This window comes from Phormidesmis priestleyi ULC007 (genome assembly GCF_001895925.1).
Lineage (GTDB): Bacteria > Cyanobacteriota > Cyanobacteriia > Leptolyngbyales > Leptolyngbyaceae > Phormidesmis_A > Phormidesmis_A priestleyi_A.
The window spans coordinates 470,680-497,214 of record NZ_MPPI01000001.1 but is presented as its reverse complement, the minus strand read 5'-3'; the positions used below and the strand labels follow the sequence as shown (position 1 = coordinate 497,214).

The window sequence follows — 26,535 nt, the reverse complement described above, 5'->3', positions numbered from 1 at the left end:
CCTTGAACCTCCCTGACGAGCCTGAATTCATCTGCACTTTCCCGCATTCCTCACTCCTGTTCATCCCGCCATAGAAGGACTTCGATTTTTCTCCCTCGACATCACAACACTCAAGGTGGGGTTCTATACCAGGCGAATCAAACGCTTAATCCCAGCGTTAGTGCTGTTCGTGCTCATAATCAGTGTTCTGATAGGTCTCTTTAATCCCAGTCCAGTTCTTTCGCTAAACACTGGCATCACATCTCTATTTGGTCTTTCCAATCTCTATCTGCTGGAGCAGTCCACAGATTACTTTGCCGCATCCACAGAACTAAATGTTTTTACCCATACTTGGTCTCTGGGAGTGGAAGAACAGTTCTACTTCCTGTACCCATTTCTGGTTTGGCTTACTGGGTTTGGTCGTCAGACTAGCAAAGGGGCAAGAAATCTGTTCTGGGTTATCGGGGCATTATCGATTACTTCTTTGATTGCTTTTGTCTACATATACCAGACAAACCAACCTGCTGCTTACTTTTTGATGCCCACCCGTCTATGGGAATTAGGGGCTGGTTGCTTGCTGTTTCTGGGGTTAAAGCATTCCAACAGGTTGCTTCGTCTTCTTGAAAGCATCCCACCTTTGATGATCACTGCTGCTATTGTTGCAGTTTTGTTTATGCCCATTCAGATGGCTGTGCAAGCAACCATTGCCGTTGTTGTGTTCACGGTTTGTTTGATTGCCAGTTTTCGCTCTGGAACTGCTGTATATGATTTATTCACTCATCCAAAAGTGGTTTATGTCGGTCTAATTTCCTACTCTCTCTATCTCTGGCACTGGGGTGTTTTGTGCCTCAGTCGTTGGACAATTGGCATTCACTGGTGGTCGATACCATTCCAGATTGCCCTGATGCTGCTGCTATCTATTACTTCTTATCGGTATGTAGAGATTTTTCGCCATTCACATTGGTCTGCTGTTCGCTGGAAATCAATTGGATACGGAGTAGGTGCCTCCGCCAGCGTTGCTGTGCTGCTCTTTGCGCTTGTCAACATACCCAACTTTCTATATACAGGTCGCGGTCCATCGTTGGTTGCGGTGGGAGTTCCCTCGCTAACTAATACATACTCGCTAAAACAAGTCAATTCAATATGGGAAGGTGAAAAATGCATCCTATCTGACAATTCGGAAGTTGGCAAGAAGATTTTCGTCGAGGACTGCACATTGGGTAACTTCTCTAACGCAAAGAAAAGGGTCTTAGTTTTTGGGAACTCCTTTTCTGCGGCATTCGCTCAAGCGTTTGATGACCTTGTATTGTCAGATGGATACTCGGTCACGATCACGTCTTCCTGGGGGGCATCTCCTGTTAAGGAAATACCCAACAAAGGCACCTGGGACAAAGCAAATAATTACTACAAAGCAAATAATTACTACTGGGACAGCGTTGTACCTTCGCTCATCAGCCGCCTAAGACCTGGTGACTGGGTATTTCTTATCAACGATATGGCAGGGTTGTCGCCACAGCGTAGGACATCCAAAACAGATGAGATGTTAGCGCAATTGGAGAGTGGACTGGAGTCCCTCTCAAGCAAACTCTCGGCACGAGGTATCCGATTAGCAGTTTTACACGGTAACCCTTTCGCGCGTGAGGCGCATTGTCAACCTGTAAGCGCAGAAAAGCAGTGGTTCGCTCCCTTTGGCAGTCCTTGCAAATTGCCCAACAGAAGTGAGTCGCTTCTACGCCGTGACAATCTAAATAAAGTCTTGGTCTCTCTGGAGGCAGAAAGAAAACTACGCGTAGTAGACATATTTGATGTTTTCTGTCCCGAAGAGCAATGTACCTATATGGCTAAGAACGGTCAGATTCTTTACAGGGATGAATTCTCACATCTTTCAGTTGAGAGTGTTCGTCTGTCTTCCCCAATTATCCGTAAGGTTCTAACTTCTTCGTAAGTTCTGTCTAGTTCCCTTTCTCCCTGGGGAGAAGGGGTTAGGGGATGAGGGCAAGAGACTGAGCCGTAGATCGATCGCTTCTCTAAGCTATTTAATCCACGAGCCTAAGGATTCGGCGCAAGGTTGTTTTCAACCGTGAGAAATCATTGCCGCTACCTTGAGAGAAACCGAAAAGTTGTCAGACATTGCAGTTCGATGGTTAGCATAGAATTGAACGTGAATTGATGCCCAAATCGCTCCTATGGCTCAACACCAAAAAATTCTAACCATCCCCACCTCTGGCAAAGCTCTGCTGAGAATTACTCAAAAGATTCAAGCGATCGTCGCCGAGTCCGGCATTAAAACGGGCATCTGTCATTTATTTCTGCGCCACACCTCCGCTAGTTTAATTATTCAGGAAAACGCCGACCCCGACGTGTTGAAAGACTTAGAGAACTTTTTCTCTAAACTCGTCCCAGAATGGGAAACCTACATTCACAGCGCTGAAGGTGACGACGATATGCCTGCCCACATTCGCACCGTGCTAACCCATACGTCTGAGCAGATTCCGATCGCGCAAGGTCGTTTGCTGTTAGGCACCTGGCAAGGCATTTACATTTGGGAACATCGACAGCGCAACCATCACCGCGAATTAGTCGTGCACATCACCGGAGAGTGAGGCAATCGTGATCCAGCCATCATCCAAAATCCAAAATCCCAACTCTAAGATCATCTGGGTTGTCTTAGTTGCCAGTCTCAGCCTTGGTGGTTGCAGTGTCGAAAAAGCGCGGGCACTGCAAGGAGCCGCCGTGCAGTTTAAAACTGAATCTTTGGCCGCGATCGACGCGATCGACCAGATGCGCCAGCGAGAATTAGAAGCGCCGCCACGATCGCAAGCCGATATTCGTCAAGGATTTATCTCGCGGGTGCTCAACTCCAAAGTCGATCTCAATAGTGCTGTGATCGATTTGGCGATCGATCCGTTTCAGCCGCCCAAAGTCGCCGAGTGGGATGATTTTATCGTCGATTTGCGGAGTCAATATGAAGGGTTTGCCTCGATTTTCGACAAGCTCAACAGCGGCGCAATAGTCAGCCAAGCTGAAGCCAAACAGTCCGCAGAGTATGCGAGAAGGCTCACCGTGCAGATGGCATTGTTGGCGGACGCGATTAACAAAAATCCGCCGATGCTAGGTCAATATCGATCGAGAACGATCGTCAAACTCAAAAAACTTCGGCAAGATTATCAAACGCTGCTGACTCGCCTCAAATCTGGATCAGACGGCAGCGAAACGCTACAACAGATGAACCAACGCAAATCAGATCTCGAAAATCAAGCGGGAGAACTGATGAACGAATGGCAGCAGATCAAACAGGAGGAACAAAAACTACTCGAAACCACGGTCGTGCAGTGTACCAAAGCGGCAACAATGGGCAAAGAACTTGTCGAAGTCGCTAATCACTACAATGATTTAGAAGTCGGTCAACTCAACGCCCTGATTCCTAGAATTCTCACCACGGCTGCGGCTTTTACGGGTCGCGACTATAGTGTTGTCAAAGTCAAGGCAACGAATCTGGTGTCTCAAATTCAGTCTGACCCGTTTTGGAGTGGCGTAACGAAAACGCTGCTCGATCGTGCCAACACTGCTGCTGCTAGTCGCACTCAGGTGCAGGTCAATTTGCCCGTGTCGCTTCCGCCTACTAGTCGCAATCGATAAAATCACCTTACTGTTCTATGTCTGACTCTAATCACCTGTTTTTGCAACAAGCCGCTAATTTGATGAATGACCTTAATGTGCACTACATTGAGGCAGAATTTGATGATCAGGTGCAGCTCAAAGATCAGCTAGATCAGGCAATGCGTGATTTTTCTAAAGCAAAACTAGCCATTCTCAAAAACAACATTACCTGCACCGCAGACGATGTGAAACAAATGCAGCAACTTCGACAGCGACTCGCAAAAGCCCCTGATTTGCAGCAAATCTTGGCGACGGTCGTCAGTTTTGTGAGCTTTGTTCGATTGCGGTTTTTATAAAAATCAGGGTCTAACGGGCGATTGACTAATGATTACGATCGAACACATTGACCAACTTCTCATCGACTGGAAGCATAAAGTTAATCTGGTCAGTCAAAACCTGATTGACCTCCAAGATTTGCCCACTTATCAACAGTTAGCGGGCGTTCCTGGAGTCTCAAAAACCCATTTAACTGGAGTCACTGCCACGCAAGTTACACCCGCATTAGAAGCGATCAATGATTTGTTTCAGCAGTTTGATTTGCTGATTAAACCGATCGATCGAGCCAATGATCTTCGCAAACAAGTCTCTCGATTTTTGGGGTCAGAAAAAGCGCTACAAGATATTGAGAATCTGCTGACGGGCGCTTCGATTCAGCTATCTGTAGTGCAAACGCCTTTCGCCCATCGAGATTTACTCACTGCCGCCGAAACCACGACGACGATCGCGCCTGCCCAGTTACTTTCTAGAATGATGCAGACGTTTCAAGCCGCGAGAGATGTCGTGTTAGCCGTTGATGCCGCATGGCTGACGTTAGACTCTACGCTGATCGATGCTGAGACAGAGATCCGATCGCTCCAGCAATCTGCCGATTTAATTGATCAAAGTTGTTTAAAGGAATTAGTGCAGGTGCATCACACGATCGCCGCCTTGCACGATCGCATTCAACAAGATCCGTTAGGGGTGAGAGCGGAGTTTGAGCAAACCCTTCAGCCTGCGATTATACGAGCCAGAAATGCGGTTCAGCAAGGAGTTCAGCAACAGGCGCAAGTGCGAGAGAGAATCGCGATCGCACACACTTTATTGAATCAATTAGAAGCGCTGCACCAACAAAATTTAGCCGCCTTTGCGGAAAGTCAGGAAAAAGTCGTGGATCACTCTTTGCTACAAGATCCGATCGCGTCAGAGCATCTCTCTGCCCTCAAACAATGGCTCACCCGCCTCGAAGCCAAATTAACCGAGGGATTAGTCAGCCCCGTGTTGATTGGTTTAGAAAATTGGATGACCCAAACGCGAGAGTCTCTTGCATCCGAAAAACGGGCATACTCAGCCAATGTTAAGCCCCTCGAAAGTCGGCGTGAGTTACGCGGGCGGCTTGATGCCCTCAAAGCCAAAGCCCTTGCACGAGGACGCTCTGAAGATGCCACACTGGTTGAACTTGCTGCTCAAGCTAAACAACTTCTCTACACCCCTCCCACGCCTTTAGATGCCGCGATCGCATTAGTGTCTCAATATGAAAAACGTCTTAATAGTCATTAGCCTTCTACTCACAGGAGTTTCTGAATGAACGGCGAACGCTCCCCGCGCAGGGAACCTGTACGCTGTACTCGAAATCATTGCGCGGGCACACTCGAAGATGGTTATTGCAACGTCTGCGGACTCGCGGCGATTGCGGCATCAGGAACGCGTCCTCAACCCAGTGCAAGAGTCACGGCAAGGAGTATACCCGTCACCACCGGAACGGGATCTTCTCCCCTCACAAATCGGGCTTCTAAAGGGTCGCGGCGCACTCACTCCACCTCAGCGCGTAGCACTCGCAGACAATTAGGTGCAGGCTTAATTTCGATTCCTGAACTGCCCTCTACAGATCCAGAAAAGGCGATTCTGATCGAAGCAAAAGTGCCTGAAAACAAACGCTTCTGCGGCAACTGCAACAACGCGCTCAAACGAGAAAAAGGCTTTTGTAGTCAATGCGGACAGAAATATTCGTTTATCGCCACCCTGCAACCGGGCGATGTAGTGGCGGGTCAATATGAAGTCAAAGGCGCGATCGCTTACGGCGGTTTAGGCTGGATTTATCTGGGCTTCGACAAAACACTGTCGCGCTACGTCGTTCTGAAAGGGTTGCTCAACAGCGAAGATGCCGCCAGCGCCGCCGTTGCTGTTGCCGAACGCCAGTTTCTCGCGGTGGTCAAACACCCGAATATTGTAGGCATTTATAACTTTGTCAATCACGGCACCGAAGGCTTCATCATCATGGAGTATGTCGGGGGGCAAACGCTCAAAGACCTTCGCAAACAGCGGGGTGTGCTGCCCGTCACCGAAGCGATCGCTTACATTCATCGCATTCTGAGTGCGTTTGCTTATTTGCATCAGTTGGGGTTGGTCTATTGTGACTTTAAGCCTGACAACGTGATGTTAGAAGGTGATGATGTTAAGCTGATTGACTTGGGCGGAGTACGGCGGATTGACGATCCGAATGGGGATATTTATGGCACGGTCGGCTATAGCGCCCCCGAAGCCGGAGAAGGGCCGACGATCGCCTCTGATCTGTTCACCGTTGCGCGAACATTAGCGGTGTTAATCACCAACATTAAAGGCTTCAGCAAAGAGCATCTCTTCACTCTTCCGAATGCGGATGAAGATCCGATTTTTGCCCAACACGAGTCACTCTATCGATTTTTAATTAAGGCGACGGCTGAGAACCCGGACGATCGTTTGCAGACCGCCGATGAGATGGCAGATCAGCTATTAGGGGTGCTGCGAGAAATGGTGGCATTAGAAACCAACGTTCCGCGTCCCACTTCTAGCAATTTATTTAGCGGCGATCGGTTAGCGCTCACGAATAGCAGCAACTCTGCACCGATTAATCCAAATCATGACCAGTTACCGACTCTGTTATTAAACTCTACCGATCCAGGATTTAACGCGGTGATGAATGCCAGCGCGATCGCGGATAGCGCCCAGCGCACCGAGAATTTATTACAAGCCGTTAAACAGTTTCCTAATTCAACAGAAGCGCCTTTGCGATTAGCCGATAGCCTGATTGGGGTCAAATCTGCTCAAGCTGAAACCTATCTAGCCGAAGTCGAAGCCAAAGACCCGTGGGACTGGCGAGTGCTGTGGTATCGAGGTCGATCGCTGATGGCGCAAGGCAAGTTCAAAGAAGCTCAGGCAGCCTTCGACCAGGTTTATTTTGACTTGCCCGGAGAGTTAGCGCCAAAACTCGCGTTAGCCTTATCTGCCGAGCAAGCCAAAAATTATCCGTTAGCCATCAAGATGTATGATTTGGTGTCTCGAACCGATCCCAGCTATGTCTCTGCTGCGTTTGGGTTGGCGCGATGTTTGAATGCAAGGGGCGATCGTCAAGCAGCCGTCGCCGCTTTAGAGCGAGTGCCACCGTCATCGAGTTTGTTTACGCGATCACGGGTCGAAGTGGCTCGCACGTTGATTAATCGCGATCGCGGTGCCCCCGGTACATCCGAGTTGAGAGCGGCTTCTGTGGCGATCGAAGCGTTAACGTTAGACGGCGTTGAGCGGCATCGACTGACGCAACAAGTGCTCGAAACTGCTTTGCATTTGGTGACGACAAAAGCCGTTTCACCTACGTCAACGATCGCGATTCTCGGTCAACCGTTAGAGGAACCCAAAATCAGAAAAGGACTCGAAAAAGCCTTGCGTGATCTGGCACATTTGGCGATCGGAGATGAAAAAATTCGGCTCGTCGATGAAGCCAATCGAGTCAGACCGAGGAGTATATTTTAAAAGCAATGCTAACGACTCAGTGTCCAACTTGTGATGCCGCCGTTTTGCAAGACGACCAGTTTTGTGAAGAATGCGGCACGGCTTTAAGGACAATTGCATCGGGATGTGAGAAATGTGGCGCGTCGCCCGATACGATCGATGCGGAAGGGTTCTGCGGTCAGTGTGGGTTTCGTCGAGAGGCAAAAGAAGGCGATCGCGTGGAGGTGATTCTCAACTCATGTTTGGCAGGAGTCAGCGATCGGGGACTCAGACATCATCAAAACGAAGATTTTCTAGCCTTACAAACGATTGGAAATGCCGAAATTCTCATCGTTTGTGATGGCGTATCAAGTTCTGATCATCCCGAACTCGCGGCTCAAACAGCATCTGAGAGTGCGGGTTTAACCATCGCGTCTGCTCTGCAAGCCAAAGCCTCACCAGAGTCTGCAATCCGATCGGCTGTAGAGACTGCACTCTTAGGTGTTTGCCGCCTTTCTGAAGGTCAGTCTGGCACCGAACCACCTTCTACAACGCTAGTCGCGGCAGTGGTGCAAAATGGGATAGTTACGATCGGATGGCTGGGCGACAGTCGCGCTTATTGGATTTCTGACAGCGGTTCTCGTCAGTTAACGCACGATCACTCTTGGGTGAATGACGCGATCGCCTCTGGCAAAATGACCGCAGCCGAGGCAAATCACGCTCCGCAGGCGCACGCGATCACTCGCTGGCTAGGAGCCGATGCTAAAGAAGATGCTGCCCCTGAGATCGTGCAATTTCCGCTTCCGGGTGCTGGCTATCTCTTACTCTGTAGCGACGGATTATGGAATTACGCACCCGAAGTCCAACAGATTCAGGAATTGGTGCAAAAAAGTTTGGGTATGGATGCGGTAACGATCGCCCGATCATTAGTAGAGTTTGCTCGCTCGCGAGGGGGACACGATAACATCACGGTTGCACTATTCATTCACCATTCATTAGATTCTGATTAATCAAAACCATCGATCGCCTACAAACTTATGTCTACTCAATTCACCGCCGAAGTCTTTCAAAATCAATTCTTGCCGCAAGGATCGAGAGAAGTCCACGCGATCATGACTGTGAATGCTGGCAATGACACAGAAATCTCAAGCAGCGCATTGGGAGAGCAACTATTTGGAATCATCTGTGACACGTCGGGATCAATGGGCGGACAAAAGATCCGATCGGCAAAAGATGCCATGATTAAAGCCGTCAATATGCTCCCAGAAGAAGCTCATTTCTTCATTGTCACTGGGGCAAGTCAGGCGCGGTTAGTGGCTCCTTTAATGCAAGCAACTCCTGAAAACAAACAGCAAGCAATCTTTCATATTCGCTTGATCGAAGCAAGTGGCGGAACGCTGATTTCAACGTGGCTGAGTGCTGCCCTCAAGCAGTTTCAGCGTATGCCAACTGCCATTCGGCAAGCATTATTGTTGACTGACGGACAGAACGATGAGTCTGATGAAAAAGCGTTTGATCACACGCTTCAAGCCTGCGAAGGTGTGTTTCAATGCGACTGTCGAGGAGTCGGAACGGATTGGCGCGTTGCCCAACTTAAACGAATTTCTAGCAAGCTCCTCGGCACCACTGACATCATCGCCAATGCTTTGTTGATTGAAGCTGATTTTCAAACAATTTTGCAGCAAGCAATGGGCAAAAATATTAGCGATGTCTCAATGCGATTGTGGACACCTCAAGGAGCCAAAATTCTCTTCTGCAAGCAAGTCAGCCCTGATATTGTCGATCTGACTCATCGCGCTAAATCAGTGAAGCCGCAGGTGGTTGATTATCCGACTGGGGCATGGGGCAAACGCGAATCGCGGGATTATCACTTCTGCATTGAGGTCAATCCGGGCAATGTGGGCGACGAAATGCTGGCAGGTCGGGCAAGTCTGATCTGCACGATCGACGGCACCGAAACCAAAATCGCCGAAGCTCGCATCTTGGCAGTCTGGACAGATGACGATGCAAAATCCACCAAGATCGATCGCCGCGTCGCTCATTACACGGGGCAAGCCGAACTTGCTCAAACCATTCAAGAAGGGTTAGAGGCGCGCAACCGAGGCGATGTCGAAGCCGCCACTGCCAAACTCGGACGAGCCGTTAAAATCGCTCACGAATCGGGTAATGAAGCCACTGCCAAATTATTAAAAACCGTGGTGGAGATTGAAGACGCGCCCACGGGAACGGTGCGGTTGAAAAAAGCGATCGCTAAAGAAGACGAAATGGCACTGGAAACCCGATCGACCAAAACTACGCGCATTCCCAAGTCATAACCCTCTATGTCTACCTATCTCTGCCCCAAAGGTCACGAATCTAGTGAGTCTGACTATTGCTCAGAATGCGGTGCGAAAATTGGCAGCAGTTCTGCTGCGATCGTGCCTCCCATTCCTGAGAAAGTCGCCGCCCAACTCTGCCCAGATTGCAGCGCCCCTCACGAATTGCATAGCGGTAACTTTTGCGAGATTTGCGGCTATAACTTTGTGACAAAAGCGCACGGAGAATTGCCCATGATTCAACCCGTTGCGATCAAAGTCGTGGCACCTCTTGAGACCGTCACAACCAAGCAGGGAGAGGAAGAATCGGCAACCCGTGAATGGGAAGTTGTGGTGACGATCGAGCCATCACTTCGTCATCCCGACAGCCCAGAACCGCCAGCAGATCAGCCTCCGATCACGATCCGCCTCGACAAATCAACTCATTTGATCGGTCGCACCAGCCAAGTTAGAGCCGTCTACCCAGACATCGCGATCGACTTCGACGATGCAGTTTCTCACCGTCACGCGCTGATCGATCGTCAGCCAGATAACACATTTACTCTACGCGATATCGGATCATCTAACGGGACACAGCTTAACGGAGTTGAACTCAAACCAATGGTAGATAGTCCGCTTAAAAACGGCGATGCAGTCACGATCGGTCATTGGACGAAAATCACCATTCAAGCGCTCACTCAATCAGTAAAATCGTCTTTTAAATTATGACAACTATCCAAAATATATCCACTAAAACAAACAAAAAACTAACTACTCCTCAACTGATTAGAAGTGGTTTATATATCACATGGGGAGCAGGTTTACTCGCGCTTATAACCACAATTACAGGAGTGCAAGAACAACGTAACGCAATCAAAACTGTGGGTAAAGATACAACACCAAGTATTATTACAGCCCAACGCTTAAAGGATGGAATTGCTGGAATGGATGCCTTTGCTGCCAGTGAATTTTTAGTACCGTCCAGAAACATACAAAGTTCGTTTCTAGAACCAGTCGAGAAAGACAAAGATGGAACGAACATTCAAAGCTACAATGAACGCTACAGATCAGTTACCGAACGACTAATTGCTGCTGCTAATAATATTACCTACGACGAAGAACGCGAACCGATTCAAACCATGCAACTCGGAATCGGTGATTATGTCGCGAAGATTCAGCAAGCGCGAGACGCTCATGCCCGCCGAGATCAAGTCGGAACGTTAGCAGCTTATTTGGCGGCGGCTGAGGTTATGGATAAAACCCTTTTGCCTGCTGCCGATCGCTTAGACCAGGTAAACGTTAAAGCGCTCAATCGCACCTACGAAGATCAAAAATTTGGCTCGGCTCGATCGCTGTTTTTGATCGCGATCGTCATCCTGGGGTTAGCAGGATTTTTGGTGATGTTTCAGCTATTTCTCAGCCGTCGGACTCGACGCACCTTGAATCCTTTTTTGCTGTCAGCAACGGCGATCGCGCTGCTGTTTTTGGCGCACACGATCGGGTCACTGCTATCTGCTTCACAGCATCTCACAGTCGCCAAAAGAGATGCATTTGAATCGATGCATTCTTTGCGTCAGGCTCGTGCGCTTGCTTATAGTGCCAATGCTGACGAGAGTCGCTATTTGCTAGATGTTAGAAATGCAGCCACTCACGAACAAGCATTCTTCGACAAAATGAACCAGATTGCTACCCCTCCAAATGGTCAGACTTTTGAGCAAATCATTCTACTCGCACGACAGGAATCACTCACACAACAGGAAACTAAACTTACAGGGTTGACCGGATTTCTAGGAGATGAATTAAGCAATATCACGTTTCCAGGTGAGCGACCAGCCGTGATCGAAACCCTGTCTGCGCTGTCTAACTATCTGAAGATTGATCAACAAATTCGTCAACTTCAGCAAAACGGAAAATATCGAGAAGCGATCGCCCTATGCACTGGCAGTAATCCGGGTGAGTCTGACTGGGCATTTAATGAATTTAGAAAAGCCAATCAAAAAACTTATGATGTGAATGACAAAGCTTTTAACGATGCCATCACTCAGGGCAATCAAGATCTTGCAGGGTTTGAAATCAAAAGCGCGATCGCGGTGATAGCGATCGCGTTACTCGTCCTTTGGGGAGTGATGCCTCGCCTCAAAGAATATTCTTGATAGAGCGATCGTTGGTATTGCAGAATGAGATGCAATGGCTGTAGGGGTAGCGCCCCCGTGCCTACGCCTGGCGGAGGGCAACCACGAGGGAATTGCCCCTACCCAAATCATCCCGCTATCCCGCACTGCCCGATCGTTAAACCCACCGACCCACGACCACCCGCAGCGTTCCATCGTCTAAAACTTCTTCTTCCTCAACGTTAAACCCTTGCTCTTGAGCGGTTTTCATCAGAGTTTTGTGAGCATATTTTTGAGTGACCGCATTCACAAACTGCTGCTGGTTAATCTTCGCACCCCAAAAATCGGCAATCAGATCATAGGTTTCTCCACTGCGCCGAAAGCCCAAATCATAGCCATTTGACTGCCGGATCACATAGTCAGCTTGCGTCGTGTTGCCCTGATATCCGCGCACTTTGCGATCGCACTCTACTTTATAGCCCAACTCACTCAAAGCCTGGTGCAGCGTGTCGCCATTTTTGATCTGAACTTTAACCGTCGTGAAGTGAGACATAATCCGATTCTGAATTGAGCAGACTTCTCTGATTGTAGAGTCTGGCGATCGCAAGTGTTTATATCTACATAGATTAAAAGTTTGCAGTTCCCGAAATTTTCCAGCCTTATGGCTGATACATCACTGGTAAGATCAGAACTAGCATCAGTGCTGGTCAGTGGGTGAGCGCTGAAGACGTTTGTCAGGGAGAAAAGCCAGACACTGACCCTGACCCTTCAAATAAGTTGCTATGTCAGACCTAATTCAAGCAGTTCTTAACACTGAAGAAAAAACAGATTTACGTCAGTTTGCGAGTCTTTTGCGAACTTCTGACAAGAAATACTTATTGCGAAACGAAATCCTGCATGCATTTGGCGAATATTGCCAAAATTATGAAAAGTCAGAGCAGTTTCACACGTCGTCGCGACTCAGCAAATTAATTTATTATGTGCAAGAAATCATTCTTGTGAATGAAAGTCTCTGCATGATTATTCGTCCCCGAATTGCTCGACAAGAGGCCTATCGGCTGTTAGAAGATCTGACGATCGAACCAATCACCCCCGAAGAATTGTTAGACTTGCGCGATCGCTTTGTCAATCACTACCATCCCCAAGACGGCGACATTTTTGAAATCGATTTTCAACCGTTTTACGACTATTCACCCACTATTCGCGACCCCAAAAACATCGGCAAAGGAGTCGAATTTCTCAACCGCTTTCTGTCGAGCAAACTGTTTCAAGACTCTAGCCAGTGGGAAGATTCGATCTTTAACTTTTTGAGATTGCATTGCTACGGCGGCTCTCAGTTGATGATTAATGAACGAATTCAGTCGCGGCAGCAATTGTCCGATCGAGTCAAACAGGCGTTAAGTTTGGTCGGCGATCAGCCTGCCGATTCTCCCTATCAAACCTTTCGATTTGATTTGCAAAATCTTGGGTTTGAGCCGGGGTGGGGCAACACGGCTCATCGCGTTCAAGAGACGCTAGAAGTGCTCGATCGCTTGATTGACTCGCCTGATCACCAGGCACTCGAAGCCTTTATCTCGCGCATTCCTATGATCTTTAAGGTTGTGCTGGTGTCGCCTCATGGCTGGTTTGGGCAAGAAGGAGTGTTAGGCAGACCCGACACAGGCGGACAGGTGGTTTACATTCTCGACCAGGTAAAAAGCCTTGAACAGCAGCTTCAAGAAGACCTCAACCTGGCAGGATTAGAAGTTTTGGGTGTTAACCCCAAAGTGATGGTGTTGACCCGTTTAATTCCCAACAGTGACAGCACCCTCTGCAATCAGCGATTAGAAAAAATCTACGGCACAAAAGATGCCTGGATTCTGCGCGTCCCGTTCCGCGAGTTTAATTCTAAATTGACGCAGAACTGGATTTCTCGATTTGAGATCTGGCCCTATTTAGAAACGTTTGCACTCGATGCAGAGACGGAACTTCGGGCAGAGTTTCAAGGCATTCCTGATTTGATTATAGGCAACTATTCGGACGGCAATTTAGTCGCGTTTTTGTTAGCAAGACGCTTAAAAGTGACCCAGTGCAACGTCGCTCACGCTCTCGAAAAATCGAAGTATTTGTTTAGCAATCTCTATTGGCAAGATTTAGAGAATTCTTATCATTTTTCGCTGCAATTTACGGCTGATTTAATTGCGATGAATGCTGCAAACTTCATCATCAGCAGCACTTATCAAGAAATTGTTGGCACACCCGAAAGCGTCGGACAGTATGAATCTTATAAGTCGTTTACGATGCCAGATCTTTATCACGTCGTCAGCGGCATTGAGCTGTTTAGCCCCAAGTTTAACGTGGTGCCTCCTGGCGTGAATGAGAGCGTGTTTTTTCCCTATACTCGCCAAGGCGATCGCTTGCTGGGCGATCGTGACCGCTTAGAAGAAATGCTCTTTACCCAAGACGATCCGAGTCAGATCTTTGGCACTTTAGACGACCTCAACAAGCGTCCGTTGTTCTCAATGGCACGGCTCGATCGCATTAAAAATCTCACGGGTTTAGTCGAAACGTTCGGCAAAAGCACCGCCTTGCAAGAGCGCTGCAACCTGATTTTAATCGCGGGCAAACTCCGCACCGAAGACTCGACCGACAGCGAAGAAATCAACGAGATTCAGAAACTCTATCAACTGATTGACCAATATAATCTGCACGGCAAGATTCGCTGGTTAGGGGCGCGGCTGTCAAAAAGTGATACTGGAGAAGTGTATCGGGTGATCGCCGATCGTCAAGGCATTTTTGTGCAGCCCGCCCTTTTTGAAGCCTTTGGTCTAACCATCTTAGAATCGATGGTGACTGGGTTGCCCACGTTTGCAACTCGCTTCGGCGGCCCGTTAGAGATCATTCAAAACACAGTGAATGGGTTCTATATCAACCCAACCGAACAAGAAGAAATTGCAGAAATCATCATAGAGTTCTTAGACAAATGTGAGCAAAACTCCAATTATTGGAATGAGATTTCGCAACGGGGCATTGATCGAGTTTATAGCACCTATACCTGGAAGATTCACACGACTCGATTGTTATCTCTCGCCAAGATTTATGGCTTCTGGAATTACACCTCTCAAGAAAACCGCGAGGATATGCTGAGATATATTGAGTCGCTGTTTTATCTACTCTATAAGCCAAGAGCGCAACAACTCATGCAAGACCATCTAACTCGATAGCGCTTATGAAAAGGCTTGAGATTGTCAATTCAGTCGTGCTTGTTGACTCGGAAACCCACCCGAAAATTAATTTCCGGGCTAACAGCAGAAGTCCATTGAAATGGACTGAAATCCTGATTTAGTGTTCTTCAGAGCACTTTCGCTATCCGCCAGGAACTTAAGTTCCTGGCGGACTCGATCGCAGCGAGTCGCGACTACTGGCAATGCCCGATCGTGCCTGCTCTCTTAGAGTTATCAAAAGAACACGCACGATCGATCGACAAACGTTGAGGGACCCGTTAAAACGCTTACCCTCGTACTGCTTCCAAAATGCGCGAATAATAAAAGCGGGTGCTGGTCATCGCCGATCGTTGAATCTTGAAGCCACAGCTTTCAAGCGCCCGCACCACCTCTGCCTCACGGTGCTGATAAGCGCGAGTCGCCTTACTGGGTCCGGGGAAAAACTCACCGATCTTCTTCAAAATCGTGAGCAAAAAAGTCTTGGGCGCAAAACTGAGAATCAGCCGATCGTTCGCCAAGCTAGACAAATTCTTAATCATGTCCATTGCCTGATCACTGGGATAGTGAATCAACACATCCAAACAAATGACCGTGTGATAATTTCCGCTCAACGTCTCTAAATCTTGAACTGAGAAACTTGGATTGCTAGGAAGCCCGATCGCTACGGCTCTCTCTTTCGCTTCTCCCACCATCTTTTCAGAAATATCACTCGCAGAAACCACTGCCCCTGCTTGCGCTAGAGGAATGCTGAGGCTTCCCACACCACACCCCGCATCACAAATCGTTAGCTCAGAGAGCTTGTCATCTGCTTTAAGCCAAGCCAACACTGTATCAACCGTTTGCTGATGCCCCGTGCGGATGTCTAGCTGAACTGTGTTAACTTCACCATCGCCATAAATGCGCCGCCAGCGATCGAACCCCGTTGCATTAAAATAGTCCCGAACAACGGTTTTGTCATCGATTCCGTTCATAAAACCTGTTTGTGTCTGATTGTCTCAACAGGTTTATCGTAGTACTCGATCGCGCACCCAGAAGCAGATGCGCCCAAACTTAGTGTTTGCTGCCAGCTAGACTCGCACAAAGTTGACGTAGAAACGGTTAGATTTTCATGAAATTTTCATGTAGCTTAAACTACTCTATCCATTTGTCAGTTATCCTACGGGTAGGCAAAATCCCAAACGATCACTGGTTAAACATCTTAACCATGTTTAACTGAAAATTAGTGGCTCTGTGAGGTTATTTTTGCTTTGACAAGTCAATCTGAGTATTCTGAGGGGCACCCACAAAGTGTCCCTTTTTTATGAGAAGAAACCAACTGAAGATTCGTTCTGATGCTGCCCTGTTCGCAGTTTAAGCGAAGCCTTAGATCGGCATTGGCTCAGATGAGACAGAATTCAATCTGGCACACAAAAAATTTGACTGGCAAACGCTCATAATCTCTGCCAACTTAGGTCACCCGTAGTGGAATGTAAGTGCCATCGCAATAAGTGTGCAGGCTGATTGAGATAGCTCTCTGACTGAGCGATCGCTCGTCTCGGTGCAGTGGTTGCCAGCGCGATCGCTTGTTCTACTCCACAAATGCCCCACTTCACCAGGTTTTGTGCCCCGACTAAAAGCGGTAAGGTCGTTCCTGCTAGTGTTTTATCAAGCAATCGAGCAGTGCCATTTTGCACGTCGATCTGCCTTGTGTCCCAGGGGTAGGTGCCATCGGGTAGCCCTAGCGGTGAGAGAGCATCGCTGACTAAAAAGATGCCGTGGAACTGACTTGCTTTCAGCACCAACTCCAGCATCAAGGGCGAAACGTGTTGACCATCGGCGATCAGTCCACAGTGAACGTTGGGGTCAGCGATCGCAGCTCCTAACAGCCCTGGTTCTCGGTGGTGGAGGCTAGGCATGGCATTAAAGGCATGAGTTACCTGGGTGGCTCCTTGGGCAAAGGCTTGCTGTGCCTGGGTTGCTGTTGCTTGTGAATGACCGAGACTGACGATAATGCCGAGCGATCGTAGATAGGCGATCGCGGTTCCAGTCGGGTCGAGTTCGGGAGCAAGGGTGATGACTTTGACCACCGAAGCATAATCGCCTAGAACGCGCTTGATCTGCTCAACCGTAAGTGGCAGCAGATAATTGGCAGGGTGTGCGCCGCGCTTTTCAAAATTGAGAAACGGCCCTTCGAGATGGACACCCAGGATTTGAGAAGCGTCTTGCGGGTTTAGAGTTGAGGGTAGAAACTGGGAAATCGTGGAGAGCGATCGCTGAATATTCTCGATCGACGTGGTGACGATCGTGGGCAAAAATCCGTCTACGCCCTGACTCCAGAGATACTGACAGATTGCCTCTAATTTGTCACAATTCTCGACACTCAAGTCTGGAAAGGCTAAACCCAAAGCGCCGTTAATTTGCAGATCAATTCCACCCAACGAAATCCAATCACCAGAGACATCAAGAACGGGTAAATCTGTCTGAGGTGCGGATTGAATAGGAACAATTTCGTGAATGACACCTTTCTGAATGCAAATCTGCTGCAATCCCTGAAAACCAGGCACTTGAGCATTGAGAATCAACAAATTGTCATCCATGACCCGCCGTGAAAACTTACGCCCTCAATCCTCTCACGGCTAAAGTTCTAACAACGCTTTTAATCTTTGGGCAAAAGCAGGCTTGCCAAAAAGTTCTATAATTCTCTGTCTGAGCCAAACTCCGTTCGATCGTGGGTCATCACTGTTGAGAATTTCAATGCAAGCCGCCGCAACCGCAACCGGATCGCGATGAGGAACACGCCAGCCGAGTTCGCCATCTTGCAGTGGGTCAGCCGAGCCATCTGCATCGCCTGAAAGCACTGGCACTCCACACGCCATCGCTTCTAGGTAGACAATCCCGAAGCCTTCTTGAGAGGGCATGACGTAGGCATCGGCGAGGCGATAATGGTCAGCCAAATCTTGAGTTGAGACAAACCCAGCAAAAATGACACGATCGCTGACTCCCAACTCTTCTGCAAGTCTTGCTAATCGCGGCTGATCGTCTCCTCGTCCGATCACCAAATATTTGACTTGAGGGAAACTGCGCCCAATCTCAGCGAGTGCCCGAATGGTCACATCCACGCCTTTGTAGGGGTCGCCCGACCACAGTCTTGCAACCGTCATCAAAACTTTTGACCCCGCTAACTGATAGCGGTCTATTAAATCTGAGGATTTGACACCGGGGGTAAAAGCGTCACCATCAACTGCACAAGGCAGAAAGTCTAGTCGATCGCGATCGAGATGATTGGCAAGACAGGCACGATCGCCAGAATAGTGGCTGATTGTCCAAACCCGATCGGCGTGTTGGAGAGCGGTTTGTTGAGCAGTCGGAAGAGCCTCCCAAACTTCTTTACCGTATGTCAGAACTGTGTAGGGAATTCTCAACGGGCTGCAAAGCGTTTGAATCAACGGTGCCAAATTGATGTGCCCACAAAAGACGCGCTGGGGTCGATTTTTGAGCAGGTAGATCAGTAGCGTGATGGCGAGACGAATTCGTCCGATCGCAGCGTTCTGAGTTTTGAGATAGTGAAACGCGATCGCACCCGACTCAAACGGATTGTCTACCGTCGCGCTGTCTCTGAGTAAAAAAACATCTGCCTCGCCTCCTAAATCTGAGTAGGCTTGCAGAATATCTTTGACATAAGACTGAATCCCGCCTTCGCAAGAGAAGATTTCTAGAAAAACAAAAACGGGCTTCTTGAGAGACTGCGAGATGAGGAATGAGTCAGATTGACGATCGCTCAGTTGATTGCACTGTAGAATCCAATTCCTTAGCTTGCCAGTCATTCCTCATCCCTCACTCCTTATTGCTTAACTCGCGCTTGCTTCAACATATCGATTAATGTGTGATGCGCGTCTTCAGCATCTTTTAGCTCGTGGTCAAACGGAATCCGCAATGATACGGGTTCTCCGTTGATTTGGGCATTGAGATCCATTCCTTGAGCGTCGATCGCTGCCATTTCTGCGGTAGTTGCTTCACTTACATGTCCATAAGCGGTCGCGTAAAGCAAGATGGCTTCGGGGTGGTCATCATTCATGTGTTTGCAGATGCGATCGCTGACTGCTTTAGAAAATACTTCACTACTGGTTTCTGACATGATTCATTTCTCTAATCCACTGTCAGAAATCATAGCAAGCCCAGGTAGGGGCACGACACGTCGTGTCCTCTCGCATCTATTCGGGATTTTGGCAAGCTTCAATCAAGCCCTCAAGCCCTTGCACAATCTGAATTTTTGTCTTGAGACGATCGGCAAGCTCCTCGACTCGCATATCGTCTAAAAACCGCGTATCGTCGTGCTTGAGCATCAGAGAAGGCAACAGAATTCCGTCGCCTAAATCTTGCCCTTGCAGCGCTTGCAGAATATCTTGTCCCGTCAGAAGCCCCGTTACAGTGATGGTTTGTCCCCAATATTGACTATTGAGTGCCACCATTCGCACGGTGAGTCCTCCTATTTGATTGAGACGCTGCAAAATAGGCTGAAAAGCTAATTCGACGGCGTTGCCGACCACCCAAATGAAAGTACGATCGGGCACGACTCGTTTAGGCAATCGCTTTGATGCCGTCTTAAACTGTTTGAGAAACTGACGAATCGAGCCAACGCCATTGCCAATTTGCGGATAATCTTCATAGTGCGACTCAGGCGGCAATTCTTGTCCTGCAATTAAAAACCATTCATCGGCTAACCAAGCAAACGTCGAGCCAAACTGCTGCTGAAACTGCTGCTGAAGGCGTTGAACCTGAGCAATCACTTCTTGCGCCTTTTCACGAGTCACCGAAATTAACTCATCTTCATCTGGGCGAAAGCGCGTCAAACCTACTGGCACGATCGCGACCGAAGCAACCGCCGGAATTTCGTGCTGATGAAACTCTGCTAACTCTAAAAGAGTGCGCGTCAGATGTTCACCATCATTGATGCCAGGGCAAAGCACCACTTGAGCATGAATTTGCAAATGGCGTTCTTGAAACCACTGCAACTGCTGCAAGATTTGTCCCGCACGCGGATTTTTGAGCAGGCGGCTTCTTACCTCTGGCTCGGTCGCATGAATTGAAACGAACAGGGGAGAGAGCCGCATTTGCTCAATGCGCTGCCATTCTCTCGGAGGCAGATTAGTGAGAGTTAGATAGCTGCCATAGAGAAAACTGAGGCGATAATCATCGTCTTTGTCATAGAGCGTTTCCCGCATTCCGGGCGGCTGCTGGTCGATAAAACAAAACGGACAGCGATTAGTGCATTGAATTAGTCCATCAAATAGAGCGGTTTCAAACTCTAGCCCTAGATCTTCGTCGTAGTCTTTCTCAATTTCAACCTGATGAGTTTTGCCTTTGGTGTCTAACACTTGCAGATCTAGCTCTTCATCGGCACACAGAAACTGATAGTCGATCAGATCACGCGGCGGCTGCCCGTTAATCGAGACTAAGCGATCGCCCGGTTCAAATCCAATTTCTGCGGCGATCGAGTCCGGCAAGACCGCCGTGATTAATGCTGGACGAATAGAAGACTCGCTCATGATCAGGGAAACTTTAGATCTTTAATTATCAGATCTTCAGTCTACCAACGACTTCAATCCCATTGGTCAACGCAACCTTTATGGAACATCTTTGAACACACTATTCGCGATCGCCACTAACAGCGCCAACCCAAACGCCAGCCGATACCACACGAAGATCAAGGTGTTCCTAGTTTGTAAATATTTCAATAACCAGGCGATCGACAAATAAGAAAAGATAAACGCCGACACAATCCCCACTAGCAGAGGAATGAGATCATCCACATTGCCGAACGCTTTTCTAGATTGATAGAGTGTCGCGATCGTCAAAGTCGGAATGCCCAACAAGAAAGAGAATCTAGCCGCCGTCTGTCGCTCTAACCCTAAAAATAAAGCGGCTGTTAGCGTCGAACCCGATCGCGATGCCCCCGGAAATAGCGCGATCATTTGCCCTAAACCCACGAGAATGCCGTCTTTAATCTCTAAAGCGTCGAACCCTCGTTTGCGGGTGCCAATTTTTTCTGCCAATCCCAGCAAGAGCGCCATGACGATCGACATCACCGCAATCACAAACGGACTTTCTGGCAGCACATCTTTAAGCAGCAAGCCTCCGACTAGCGCCGGGATCGTGCCTACGGCGATGCCCACTAAAAGCTTCCACTCTTCCCGCTCCCAGTCTTTGTGCTGAAATGCCGACAAACCGCCGATTAAAATTTGCTGAATGTCCTTCCAGAAATACATCACGACGGCAATCACACTGCCAAACTGAATCGCGTCAATAAAATATTTCTGCTGCGACCAGTGAAACACATCTCGAAAAATCAGTAGGTGGGCTGTGCTGCTAATGGGCAGAAATTCGGTAATGCCTTGAACGATACCGAGCACGATCGCTTGAAAGATTCCGACTAGCAGGTTGCCACTATTTGAGACAGTCGGGTCTGGGATGCCCAACAAAGCTTGCCCAGAATGCCAAATGCTCTCTCCCGAAGCAGCGATTAACCAATCGGGGCTAAATTGAAAACCTTCCATGCGTTCATTCCTTTGATGTTGAGTGGCGATCGGTGAGATTCTACGACTGTCTTCGCAGCGAGAAATAGTGTATCCGAAACATATGACTTCGCGGTTCAGATCTGGTGACATCTCTGCGATCGACATCATCACAGATCCAAAAATTCCGTTACGATAAAGTGAATGCCCAGGGGGGGGATATTTCTTAAGATTGATTTCGCCGAAATGCCTCTAAACTCTCAGTTTTCCTGTGGTAATGTTAAGTAACGTAAATAAAGTTAATTAATCTAATCATTAAAACACTTTGATTTCCTATCCGCCGACTCCCAACGCCGTTCGCCCTGCTTCAACCATTAAAGTAGCGACTGCTACATCATTTCAAACGGCTTCTGCTGCTCAACGCTGGTTAGTGTTTGGCGGCGCGATCTTTCTAGTCTCGGTGCCCGTATTTTTTGAAGCCCCTCTAGTCCGACTGTTTCCCTGGCTGAGTTTATTGGCAACCGCAGGCTGGGTAGGGTTAAGCATTATTTTCTCATCCAAGCTTAAAACTCAAATTTTGGGAGAGCTACTCACAGGTTTTACCTGGACGTGGCTAGCAGGATCGCTTTATTGGGGATGGCTGCGCTGGGAGCCAACCTTGCATTTGCCGATCGAAGCGATCGCGCTCCCGATCGCCCTATGGGGGTTGACTCGCGGTTGGTGCAAGATTGGTAACTGCTTTTATCTAGGATCACTCTTCGGGACTGTCGTCACTGATGTATATTTTTATTTGGTTGACCTGATCCCCTACTGGCGGCAAGTCATGGTTGTCGAACCCGATATGGCTCAGGCGATCCTTCATCAAGCAGTTGCTCAAGTGCAGACACCTTGGGGGCTTTCTTGGGTAGCCGTCTTAGCAATTTTGCTACTCAGTGTTGGCATTGTTTCTTTTCGGTCTCAAAAATTGCACTGGTTAGCGTTTAGCGGAGCAGTTCTGAGTACAATCTTGGTAGATAGTCTGTTTTGGCTTGCCGCGTCACTTGCGTGAAAATCGGTTAAGTTCAGATCGACTAAAATGCTTGGGAAATAATTTCTTGCTGCTGAGAATTTGACCATCGGTTGCTTAAAGATGCTTAAGTTATCCGCTTCCAATCGTTAACGCTGGCACTTTTTAAGCGTGTCATAGGGCATCATAGGAAAGGATTTATTCGCTTCTCAACCTGTGGTGACTTTGCAACCCACTCCACATCTCGTATTAAGAACAGATTCAGGAAGTCGTCGATTCCCCTTAATTGGCGGTAGTTGTTGGACGGTCGGACGCAGTGAAGATAACAATGTCGTTCTGTCCGATCGTTGGATCTCGCGCAACCATGCGATGTTGCAGTCGATGGAGAACGGCGAATTTTACCTGATCGATTTGGGCAGTCGCAACGGCTCCTTTATCAATGGTCGGCGCGTCAGCATTCCGGTCACGTTGCAAAATGGCGATCGCTTAACGTTTGGGCAAACCGAGATTGAGTTCTATTGCCCCGTTCATCAGCAGATCGAGGGTGCGATCGGAATGGATTCTAAAGAATTTACGGCCACTGCAACCCTTCATATTCGTCGGTTAATCTCGGTTCTGGTCGTCGATATTCGAGACTTTACAGGGTTGACGCGGCAGTTAGACGAAAAGATACTTTCAGAAGTGATTGGCACCTGGTTTCGATGCGCCGGGGACATTATTCGTGAGTATGGAAGCTGGGTCGATAAATACATCGGCGATGCAGTTATGTCAGTTTGGACTCATGGCGCACAAGGGGTGAATCGCGACGAAATGCTGCGAATTTTCCAGGCTGTCAACGCGCTTCACACCATGACCAGCAGTCTCTATAATCAGTATCCGCTACCGTTTCCGCTCAAAATTGGAGCTGGGATCAACACAGGTTATGCAATGGTGGGCAACACGGGCAGCGGCGATCGACCCGACTATACCGCCCTGGGTGACACCGTGAACGCCGCGTTTAGGCTAGAGTCTGCCACTAAGCAAATCGGTTTAGACATTGCGATCGGTGAAACGACTCATCATCATCTGTCTACTCTGGTGGACGACGCTAACTTTTTTGAGCAATACACTGTCCATCTCAAAGGCTACGAGGTGCCTACTCTGACCCATGCTTGCTCGTTTGGAGATCTCGATGCCTTCTTGCAAACAAAAGTCGGCAGCAGTGGATGAGGTTTAGGGTTTTGATCTGACTCCTGCTAACTCTTCAAGTTAATGAGAAGTTTGTATCACTGAGATGATAGGCTCTAATAAAAGCTGTGTAGAGAGTCTGCCCGATACGAAGGGGAGGGAAATTCATCATGAAACGTTTAGTTCGCTTTGTCGCCACCTTGAGTTTGATCATTAGCTGTTTAGGTTGGTTAGGGTCGTCTCAAACTGCCTTAGCCACTAACTTGAACGATCTCGGTTCTGCTTTTCGCCCGTCTGTTTTGTTGGCAGCGGAGCCGACTGAACCGCTTCGGAATGCCGTAGAAGATAAGATGGCAACAGAATTTGGTAAAAAGATTGACTTGAATAACACCAACTTGCGTGCTTTCCGGCAGTTTCCGGGAATGTACCCAACCTTGGCAAGCATCATCTTTAGAAATTCTCCTTATGAAAAGGTTGAAGATGTTTTAGACATTCCTGGTTTAACGGAGCAACAGAAAGAGACGCTTCAGTCAAACCTCAAAAACTTTGTCACTAGCGAAGTCTCTAAAGAACTGACCGAAGGCGACGATCGCATCAACAACGGCATCTATCGCTAAAGTCAGCCACTTCAAAAAACTCTGTTCGACCTGCATTTGTGATTGATCGCTCTCTGCCTCTAGGTTTACCTAAGATCTTTTCTCTGGTTTAACCTAATTGCAGGGAGCATTTTTTATCGTTAACTTAATCTATGTCAGATTTCAGCTTAGACGTGTCTGAACGCCGCGATGTCCCTGCTCGGTTTGATGTGGTTGTGGTAGGTGCGGGTGCCGCAGGACTCTATACAGCGCTTTGTCTGCCTCCTCATCTTCAGGTTGGGCTGATCACCAAAGATGCGCTGTCTCGATCGGCCAGCGATTGGGCACAAGGGGGAATTGCTGCTGTGGTTGACCCTCACGACTCGACAACACTGCATCTCGAAGACACCCTCAAAGCTGGAGCCGGATTGTGTGACTATGATGCAGTAAAGTTTTTGGTCGAGAATGCGGCGACGTGCATTCACAATTTAGTTGATATGGGGGTTGCCTTCGATCACCAGGGTTCTAATCTTGCCCTGACTCTAGAAGCGGCTCACTCACGTCGTCGCGTGCTTCATGCGGCTGATACGACAGGTCGCGCTGTTGTCACTACTTTAATAGAACAGGTTCTCAGCCGGAAAAACATTCAGATCGTCTCCCAAGCCTTTGTGCTGAATTTGTGGCTAGACGCGCCGCACCAGCGTTGTCAGGGGATAAGCCTGATTAATCAGGGACGGGTTGAGTGGATTCGGGCGGGAGCGGTTGTCTTGGCAACAGGCGGCGGTGGGCAGGTTCTTGCTCAGACGACCAATCCAGCAGTTAGCACGGGGGATGGAGTGGCGATCGCCCATCGAGCCGGAGCCACATTGCGCGATTTAGAATTTGTGCAGTTTCACCCGACTGCGCTAACTAAAGCAGGTGCGCCGCGCTTTTTGATTAGCGAAGCGGTGCGGGGAGAGGGCGCACATTTGGTCGATCGGCACGGGCACCGTTTTGCTTTTGACTATCACCCCGCCGGAGAACTTGCACCGAGAGATGTGGTCAGTCGGGCGATCTTTAATCATTTACAGAAAACAGAGGCAGATGCGGCAAGCGCAAACGTTTGGCTAGATTTGCGCCCCATTCCTGCGGAAACTATTCGTCATCGATTTCCTAACATCATTCAGGTCTGTCAGCACTGGGGAATCGATGTTTTTCAAGAACCGATCCCGGTTGCCCCGGCTGCTCATTATTGGATGGGGGGCATCGAGGCAGATCTGATCAATCAGACGGATATTTCGGGATTGTATGCAGTGGGTGAAACGGCTAGTACGGGGGTTCACGGTGCAAATCGACTTGCCAGCAATTCTTTATTAGAATGCTTGGTTTTTGGGGCGCAACTGACCCATCTATCCATTGATGACGCTCAGAAAATAGATGAAGAATTTACCAATCTGACTGACTTTCACAAGCTGGAACGCTCCGAGTTAGACAAAATCCAGGCACTCCGCACAGAGCTACCCAAACTGATCTGGCAGAGTGCAGGAATTTGTCGGGAGCAAATGACCTTAGAGAATGCGATCGCTCAGGTCAAAGTCTGGCAACGAGAATTTGCCCAACTCTCGCTCAGTCAATCTCTCTTCACGCTCAAGCCTCTCCAAACCATTCAATTTGCGGCTGATGCAGATCCTTATCTCAAAGCATGGGGAGAACTGCATAACTTGCTAGACGTGGCTGATCTGATTCTCAAAAGTGCCCTATTTAGAACCGAAAGCCGAGGCGGGCATTATCGATCAGACTACCCTCAATCCGCATCCAATTGGCAAGTTCACACCCAAGTACGGGGAGATCGCTGGGACACAACACCTGTCAGGGTTAAAAATGACCTATAGATATTTTTGAACGACGCTCCAGCCCGTTAGCGAAACGAGTACAAATGCGACACATAACAAGACGTTTACAGCAATGTGTAGAGGACGCGCCCAAGGGCGATCGGGACTGATCTGCACTGCACTCCAAGCTGAGAGCATGACTAATTCCACCACCCCAATTCCTATAGGTAAGTGAGCTGAATGCGCCAGGCTGCCGTAGTGTCCTAAAGTGCCCACAATGCCGATCGCTAAAAGCAGCAGCACCAGCAGCGCCATGACGACACCACTCCAAAAGTGTAGAGGACGCAGCCAATCGGGACGTGACCCGGCTTGAGTTCGTCCGGCAAACATTCCGATCCCGGTCACGGTTTGCAGCAAATAGGTAGCGATCGCAAACCCCATTGACCACGCAGCAATTTTCCACAACCAGATAAAAGAGGGCAAATCCAAAGTTTTTAGTCTCTCACATTACCTCTCTA

General features: G+C 48.6%; 23 protein-coding genes. 15 read left to right on the top strand and 8 right to left on the bottom strand.

Going from position 1 to position 26,535, the window contains the following annotated elements; translation table 11 throughout:
* The first annotated feature begins 115 nt into the window (after positions 1–115).
* The 10 genes from BRW63_RS02285 (at position 116) to BRW63_RS02240 (ending at position 11,806) form a co-directional block, all read left to right on the top strand.
* Positions 116–1,924 carry an acyltransferase family protein gene (locus tag BRW63_RS02285; RefSeq protein WP_073069264.1) on the top strand — a complete coding sequence of 603 codons (1,809 nt, stop codon included), beginning with the start codon at positions 116–118 and terminating at the stop codon, positions 1,922–1,924.
* A gap of 241 nt (positions 1,925–2,165) precedes the next feature.
* Positions 2,166–2,582: a secondary thiamine-phosphate synthase enzyme YjbQ gene (locus tag BRW63_RS02280; RefSeq protein WP_073069263.1), complete on the top strand. Its 417-nt coding sequence runs from the start codon at positions 2,166–2,168 to the stop codon at positions 2,580–2,582.
* 7 nt (positions 2,583–2,589) lie between these two features.
* On the top strand, positions 2,590–3,618 hold the full coding sequence (locus tag BRW63_RS02275) for a hypothetical protein (protein ID WP_073069262.1): 1,029 nt from the start codon (positions 2,590–2,592) through the stop codon (positions 3,616–3,618).
* A gap of 17 nt (positions 3,619–3,635) precedes the next feature.
* On the top strand, positions 3,636–3,935 hold the full coding sequence (locus BRW63_RS02270; RefSeq protein WP_073069261.1) for a hypothetical protein: 300 nt from the start codon (positions 3,636–3,638) through the stop codon (positions 3,933–3,935).
* A 28-nt stretch (positions 3,936–3,963) separates the two neighbouring features.
* Positions 3,964–5,175: a hypothetical protein gene (locus BRW63_RS02265; RefSeq protein WP_073069260.1), complete on the top strand. Its 1,212-nt coding sequence runs from the start codon at positions 3,964–3,966 to the stop codon at positions 5,173–5,175.
* Between the two features lie 24 nt (positions 5,176–5,199).
* Positions 5,200–7,401, top strand: coding sequence for a serine/threonine-protein kinase (locus tag BRW63_RS02260; RefSeq protein WP_073069259.1), 2,202 nt, complete (start codon positions 5,200–5,202; stop codon positions 7,399–7,401).
* Between the two features lie 5 nt (positions 7,402–7,406).
* Complete coding sequence (locus tag BRW63_RS02255) at positions 7,407–8,369, top strand: PP2C family serine/threonine-protein phosphatase (RefSeq protein ID WP_073069258.1); 963 nt, start codon at positions 7,407–7,409, stop codon at positions 8,367–8,369.
* A 27-nt stretch (positions 8,370–8,396) separates the two neighbouring features.
* Entirely contained in the window at positions 8,397–9,674 is a 1,278-nt protein-coding gene (locus tag BRW63_RS02250) for a vWA domain-containing protein (protein WP_073069257.1), read from the top strand.
* 6 nt (positions 9,675–9,680) lie between these two features.
* Positions 9,681–10,382 (top strand): FHA domain-containing protein, encoded by a 702-nt coding sequence (locus tag BRW63_RS02245; protein WP_073069256.1) that lies wholly within the window; start codon positions 9,681–9,683, stop codon positions 10,380–10,382.
* Complete coding sequence (locus BRW63_RS02240) at positions 10,379–11,806, top strand: hypothetical protein (RefSeq protein ID WP_073069255.1); 1,428 nt, start codon at positions 10,379–10,381, stop codon at positions 11,804–11,806. The genes BRW63_RS02245 and BRW63_RS02240 overlap by 4 nt, the downstream gene beginning before the upstream one ends.
* 136 nt (positions 11,807–11,942) lie before the next feature.
* Here BRW63_RS02240 and BRW63_RS02235 read toward each other — a convergent pair whose 3' ends face one another.
* On the bottom strand, positions 11,943–12,317 hold the full coding sequence (locus BRW63_RS02235) for a DUF1257 domain-containing protein (protein ID WP_073069254.1): 375 nt from the start codon (positions 12,315–12,317) through the stop codon (positions 11,943–11,945).
* Positions 12,318–12,546: 229 nt separating this feature from the next.
* Here BRW63_RS02235 and BRW63_RS02230 point away from each other — a divergent pair, with 229 nt between their 5' ends.
* The gene (locus BRW63_RS02230) at positions 12,547–14,967 is read left to right on the top strand and encodes a sucrose synthase (protein ID WP_073069253.1); all 2,421 of its coding nucleotides are present in this window, start codon (positions 12,547–12,549) and stop codon (positions 14,965–14,967) included.
* A gap of 287 nt (positions 14,968–15,254) precedes the next feature.
* Here the strand turns inward: BRW63_RS02230 and bchM are convergent, their stop codons facing one another.
* The 6 genes from bchM to BRW63_RS02200 form a co-directional block, all read right to left on the bottom strand.
* Entirely contained in the window at positions 15,255–15,938 is a 684-nt protein-coding gene (gene bchM, locus BRW63_RS02225; protein ID WP_073069252.1) for a magnesium protoporphyrin IX methyltransferase, read from the bottom strand.
* Positions 15,939–16,397: 459 nt separating this feature from the next.
* A complete protein-coding gene (gene nagA / locus BRW63_RS02220; RefSeq protein ID WP_073069251.1) occupies positions 16,398–17,543 on the bottom strand; it encodes an N-acetylglucosamine-6-phosphate deacetylase in 1,146 nt (381 codons plus the stop codon).
* 39 nt (positions 17,544–17,582) lie between these two features.
* Entirely contained in the window at positions 17,583–18,770 is a 1,188-nt protein-coding gene (locus BRW63_RS02215; RefSeq protein WP_073069250.1) for a glycosyltransferase family 4 protein, read from the bottom strand.
* Positions 18,771–18,787: 17 nt separating this feature from the next.
* On the bottom strand, positions 18,788–19,081 hold the full coding sequence (locus tag BRW63_RS02210; protein ID WP_073069249.1) for a DUF2470 domain-containing protein: 294 nt from the start codon (positions 19,079–19,081) through the stop codon (positions 18,788–18,790).
* Between the two features lie 76 nt (positions 19,082–19,157).
* On the bottom strand, positions 19,158–20,492 hold the full coding sequence (locus tag BRW63_RS02205; protein WP_073069248.1) for a TIGR03279 family radical SAM protein: 1,335 nt from the start codon (positions 20,490–20,492) through the stop codon (positions 19,158–19,160).
* A 78-nt stretch (positions 20,493–20,570) separates the two neighbouring features.
* Complete coding sequence (locus BRW63_RS02200; protein WP_083582623.1) at positions 20,571–21,500, bottom strand: undecaprenyl-diphosphate phosphatase; 930 nt, start codon at positions 21,498–21,500, stop codon at positions 20,571–20,573.
* Between the two features lie 283 nt (positions 21,501–21,783).
* Between BRW63_RS02200 and BRW63_RS02195 the strand changes: the two genes are divergently transcribed.
* The 4 genes from BRW63_RS02195 to nadB all read left to right on the top strand — a co-directional run bounded on the left by BRW63_RS02195 (position 21,784) and on the right by nadB (position 26,077).
* A complete protein-coding gene (locus tag BRW63_RS02195) occupies positions 21,784–22,506 on the top strand; it encodes a DUF3120 domain-containing protein (RefSeq protein ID WP_073069247.1) in 723 nt (240 codons plus the stop codon).
* A gap of 174 nt (positions 22,507–22,680) precedes the next feature.
* Positions 22,681–23,673: an adenylate/guanylate cyclase domain-containing protein gene (locus BRW63_RS02190; protein ID WP_073069246.1), complete on the top strand. Its 993-nt coding sequence runs from the start codon at positions 22,681–22,683 to the stop codon at positions 23,671–23,673.
* A gap of 128 nt (positions 23,674–23,801) precedes the next feature.
* Positions 23,802–24,248 carry a photosystem II complex extrinsic protein PsbU gene (gene psbU, locus BRW63_RS02185; RefSeq protein ID WP_073069245.1) on the top strand — a complete coding sequence of 149 codons (447 nt, stop codon included), beginning with the start codon at positions 23,802–23,804 and terminating at the stop codon, positions 24,246–24,248.
* A gap of 131 nt (positions 24,249–24,379) precedes the next feature.
* Entirely contained in the window at positions 24,380–26,077 is a 1,698-nt protein-coding gene (nadB, locus tag BRW63_RS02180) for an L-aspartate oxidase (protein WP_073069244.1), read from the top strand.
* On the opposite strand, the gene BRW63_RS02175 is transcribed toward nadB, so the two are convergent.
* Positions 26,072–26,506: a DUF4079 domain-containing protein gene (locus BRW63_RS02175; protein WP_073069243.1), complete on the bottom strand. Its 435-nt coding sequence runs from the start codon at positions 26,504–26,506 to the stop codon at positions 26,072–26,074. The genes nadB and BRW63_RS02175 overlap by 6 nt on opposite strands.
* Positions 26,507–26,535 lie beyond the last annotated feature (29 nt).

Bases quoted from the DNA above. Each gene is read 5' to 3' on its own strand.
- BRW63_RS02200 (WP_083582623.1), bottom strand. From the start codon at position 21,500: ATGGAAGGTTTTCAATTTAGCCCCGATTGGTTAATCGCTGCTTCGGGA.
- bchM (WP_073069252.1), bottom strand. From the start codon at position 15,938: ATGAACGGAATCGATGACAAAACCGTTGTTCGGGACTATTTTAATGCA.
- BRW63_RS02245 (WP_073069256.1), top strand. From the start codon at position 9,681: ATGTCTACCTATCTCTGCCCCAAAGGTCACGAATCTAGTGAGTCTGAC.
- BRW63_RS02250 (WP_073069257.1), top strand. From the start codon at position 8,397: ATGTCTACTCAATTCACCGCCGAAGTCTTTCAAAATCAATTCTTGCCG.
- BRW63_RS02210 (WP_073069249.1), bottom strand. From the start codon at position 19,081: ATGTCAGAAACCAGTAGTGAAGTATTTTCTAAAGCAGTCAGCGATCGC.
- BRW63_RS02265 (WP_073069260.1), top strand. From the start codon at position 3,964: ATGATTACGATCGAACACATTGACCAACTTCTCATCGACTGGAAGCAT.
- BRW63_RS02255 (WP_073069258.1), top strand. From the start codon at position 7,407: ATGCTAACGACTCAGTGTCCAACTTGTGATGCCGCCGTTTTGCAAGAC.
- BRW63_RS02280 (WP_073069263.1), top strand. From the start codon at position 2,166: ATGGCTCAACACCAAAAAATTCTAACCATCCCCACCTCTGGCAAAGCT.
- psbU (WP_073069245.1), top strand. From the start codon at position 23,802: ATGAAACGTTTAGTTCGCTTTGTCGCCACCTTGAGTTTGATCATTAGC.
- BRW63_RS02270 (WP_073069261.1), top strand. From the start codon at position 3,636: ATGTCTGACTCTAATCACCTGTTTTTGCAACAAGCCGCTAATTTGATG.
- BRW63_RS02230 (WP_073069253.1), top strand. From the start codon at position 12,547: ATGTCAGACCTAATTCAAGCAGTTCTTAACACTGAAGAAAAAACAGAT.
- nadB (WP_073069244.1), top strand. From the start codon at position 24,380: ATGTCAGATTTCAGCTTAGACGTGTCTGAACGCCGCGATGTCCCTGCT.
- BRW63_RS02215 (WP_073069250.1), bottom strand. From the start codon at position 18,770: ATGACTGGCAAGCTAAGGAATTGGATTCTACAGTGCAATCAACTGAGC.
- BRW63_RS02205 (WP_073069248.1), bottom strand. From the start codon at position 20,492: ATGAGCGAGTCTTCTATTCGTCCAGCATTAATCACGGCGGTCTTGCCG.
- nagA (WP_073069251.1), bottom strand. From the start codon at position 17,543: ATGGATGACAATTTGTTGATTCTCAATGCTCAAGTGCCTGGTTTTCAG.
- BRW63_RS02240 (WP_073069255.1), top strand. From the start codon at position 10,379: ATGACAACTATCCAAAATATATCCACTAAAACAAACAAAAAACTAACT.
- BRW63_RS02235 (WP_073069254.1), bottom strand. From the start codon at position 12,317: ATGTCTCACTTCACGACGGTTAAAGTTCAGATCAAAAATGGCGACACG.
- BRW63_RS02260 (WP_073069259.1), top strand. From the start codon at position 5,200: ATGAACGGCGAACGCTCCCCGCGCAGGGAACCTGTACGCTGTACTCGA.